Here is a 3120-nt window from a genome sequence, read left to right on the forward strand (position 1 = left end):
GCTCTCATGTTTCCGGGATTCTTCGGTGGCGAAGGCGGCGTGACGACCAACCGGGTCTACGGGACCACGTTTCTGGGATTGACCTTCGGACCCCAACTGCAGGTGTACTACCTGATCGCTGCCTACTGCTTCGTCTGCACGGCGCTGATGTTCGCCTTCACGGGCACACCGCTGGGGCGGATCCTGAACGCGGTGCGCGACAACCCGGAGCGGGTCGAATTCATCGGCTACAACACCCAGCGCGTGCGCTATTTCGCCTTCATCATCGCCGGCTTCTTCGCCGGCATCGGCGGCGGCTTGTCGGCCATCAACTTCGAGATCGTGAATGCCAGCGACAGCCTCAGCGGCGTGCGTTCCGGAGGCTACCTGCTGTTCACCTTCCTCGGCGGGGCCGGCTTCTTCTTCGGCCCCATCATCGGCGCGGTGCTGCTCGTGTTCGCGTCGGTCATGCTGTCCGAGCTCACCAAGGCCTGGTTGCTCTATCTGGGCCTGGTCTTCCTCTTCATGGTCATGTTCGCGCCGGGTGGTGTCGCCAGCCTGGTCATGATGAACCTGCGGGTCGCGAAGTTCGGCCTGTTCAAGCCCTTCTGGGCGCTCTACGCCGGACTCGTCGCCACCGGCGCCTTGCTGGTGGTAGGGGCCGCAGCGCTGGTGGAAATGGTCTATCACATCCAGTTGAACGCGGCGCTGGGGCCGGAGGTGCCATTCGCCGGACTCGCGCTGAACACGGCCAGCGCCGGCAGTTGGCTTGGCGCTGCCGCGGTGGCGCTCGTGGGCTTGATCTTGCTGGAATGGGTGCGTCGGCGTTTCGCCCGTGCCTGGAGTCAGGCGCAGGAGCAGATCGAAGCCGAAATCAAACGACGGGCGGTTGCATGAGCGGCCGGGCCGTTCCCAAGGCGAGAGCGCTGCTGCGCGGAGGTACCCAATGAGCCAGACGCAGACAACGGCGGGTTGCGCACTCGAACTCAAGGGCTTGCGAAAGAGCTTCGGCAAGACCGACATCATCCGCGGTGTCGACCTCGCGGTGAAGGCCGGCGATCGCGTCGCGATCATCGGGCCCAACGGCGCCGGCAAGTCGACGCTGTTCAACCTGATCAGCGGACGGCTCGCGCCCACCAGCGGCGAGGTGCTGCTGAACGGGCAACGCATCGACGGCATGAAGCCCTTCGAGATCAATCGGCTGGGGCTGTCGCGCAGCTTCCAGATCACCAATATCTTCCCGAAACTCAGCGTCTTCGAGAACCTGCGCTGCGGGGTGCTGTGGAGCCTGGGCTACCGCTACAGCTTCCTGCGCTTTCTTTCGAAGCTCGACGACGCCAACGAGCGCACCGAAGAACTGGTTCATCAGGTCGGCCTCGACAAGAAGCGCGACGTGCTGGCGGTCAACCTCACCTACGCCGAGCAGCGTGCACTGGAAATCGGCGTGACCATCGCCGGCGGTGCCAACGTGATTCTTCTCGACGAGCCCACGGCGGGCATGAGCAAGACCGAGACTGCGCATTTCATCGCCTTGATCAAGCAGGTCACCGTGGGCAAGACGCTGCTCACGGTCGAGCACGACATGGGCGTGGTGTTCGGCCTCGCCGACAAGATCGCGGTGGTGGTCTATGGCGAGGTGATCGCCTTCGACACGCCGGCCGCGGTGCGCGCCAATCCGCGCGTCCAGGAAGCCTACCTCGGCTCATCGGTCGCCGATGCCCAGGGCGCAGGACACTGACATGCTCAAGCTTCAAGACATCCACGCCTATTACGGCAAGAGCCATGTGTTGCATGGTGTTTCGTTTGACCTCGGCCCCGGTGAAATCGTGGCCTTGCTGGGCCGCAACGGGTCCGGCCGCTCCACCACCGCCAAGGCGATCATGGGGCTGGTGCACGCCGAAGGTACGCTTCGCTGGAAGGAGCAGGACATCCTCCGCCGAAAAGCCTACGAGATTGCCCACCYGGGCATCGGCTACGTACCCGAGAACCGCGACATCTTCCCGAAGCTGACGGTGCACCAGAACTTGCTGCTGGGGCAGAAGGGCAAGGGCAAGGGCAGCCGCTGGTCCTTCGACGACATGTACGGCATGTTCYCGCGGCTCAAGGAGCGCCAGCACACAGAGGCCGGGGTGCTGTCGGGCGGCGAGCAGCAGATGCTGACGCTCTGCCGCACCCTGATGGGCGACCCCGACCTGATCATCATCGACGAGCCCACCGAAGGCCTCGCACCGAAGATCGTTGAGCTGGTCGGCCAGTACCTGCGGACCCTCAAGGACAAGGGCATCTCGGTGCTGCTGATCGAGCAGAAGCTGACCATCGCGATGCAGATTTCCGACCGCGCGCTGGTGATGGGGCACGGCAGCATCGTCTTCGACGGCACGCCCAACAGTCTCAGGGCCGATGCGWCTACCCGGAAGGAATGGCTGGAGGTTTAATGGCCCCCAAGGCTCGCCACTCCGTGTGCTTCGCCCCGCCCCGAGGGGGAGCGCGGCCGCCTTGGGGCGGCCCGGCGGCGGCCACCCCAGCCGGGTTGTCCCGGCAGCGACTGGGCGCGGTTGCCCGGGCGCTCGAAACGCCKAGAATCCGCTAAAAAAGAACACTCGTGCTTTTTGTGCGAGGGCCCGGTTTTTTCGATCCTCTCCCATCCCAAAGGAACGCAGCATGACGGCTGAATACAAAGTGCTCGGCGACGTCGCCGTGATCACCCTGAACAATCCCCCGGTCAACGGCCTCGGCTTCTCGACCCGGGTAGGCATCACCGACGGGCTCGCCAAGGCCATCGACGACCCGGCCGTCAAGTCGATCGTCATCACGGGCGAGGGCAAGGCCTTCTCGGGCGGCGCCGACATCAAGGAATTCGGCACGCCGAAGGCGCTGCAGGAACCCAACCTTCTGAGCGTCATCCTCGCGCTCGAAGCCTCGACCAAGCCAATCGTGGCGGCGATCCATTCCGTCTGCATGGGCGGCGGCCTCGAGCTGGCCCTGGGCTGCCACTACCGCGTGGCGGCGCCTGGCACCAGCATCGCATTGCCCGAAGTCAAGCTGGGCCTCTTGCCCGGCGCCGGCGGCACGCAGCGCCTGCCGCGCGTGCTGGGCGTCGAGACCGCGCTCAACATGATCGTCAGCGGCGAGGCCGTCAAG

General features: G+C 65.0%; 4 protein-coding genes. All 4 read left to right on the plus strand.

Annotated elements, in window-relative coordinates; translation table 11 throughout:
* On the plus strand, window positions 1-876 hold an 876-nt coding region (locus AC1DY5_RS49020), incomplete at its 5' end, for an ABC transporter permease subunit (protein WP_478121565.1).
* A 49-nt stretch (window positions 877-925) separates the two neighbouring features.
* The gene (locus tag AC1DY5_RS49025) at window positions 926-1717 is read left to right on the plus strand and encodes an ABC transporter ATP-binding protein (protein ID WP_478121566.1); all 792 of its coding nucleotides are present in this window, start codon (window positions 926-928) and stop codon (window positions 1715-1717) included.
* Window position 1718: 1 nt separating this feature from the next.
* Window positions 1719-2414 (plus strand): ABC transporter ATP-binding protein, encoded by a 696-nt coding sequence (locus AC1DY5_RS49030; protein ID WP_478121567.1) that lies wholly within the window; start codon window positions 1719-1721, stop codon window positions 2412-2414.
* 226 nt (window positions 2415-2640) lie between these two features.
* A partial coding sequence (locus AC1DY5_RS49035) for an enoyl-CoA hydratase/isomerase family protein (RefSeq protein ID WP_478121568.1) occupies window positions 2641-3120 on the plus strand: 480 nt, incomplete at its 3' end.

It is taken from the genome of Variovorax sp. P4_D9 (genome assembly GCF_056401695.1).

What these genes read in the sequence shown, in the direction of transcription:
- AC1DY5_RS49025 (WP_478121566.1), top strand. Translation starts at nt 926, where the DNA reads ATGAGCCAGACGCAGACAACGGCGGGTTGCGCACTCGAACTCAAGGGC.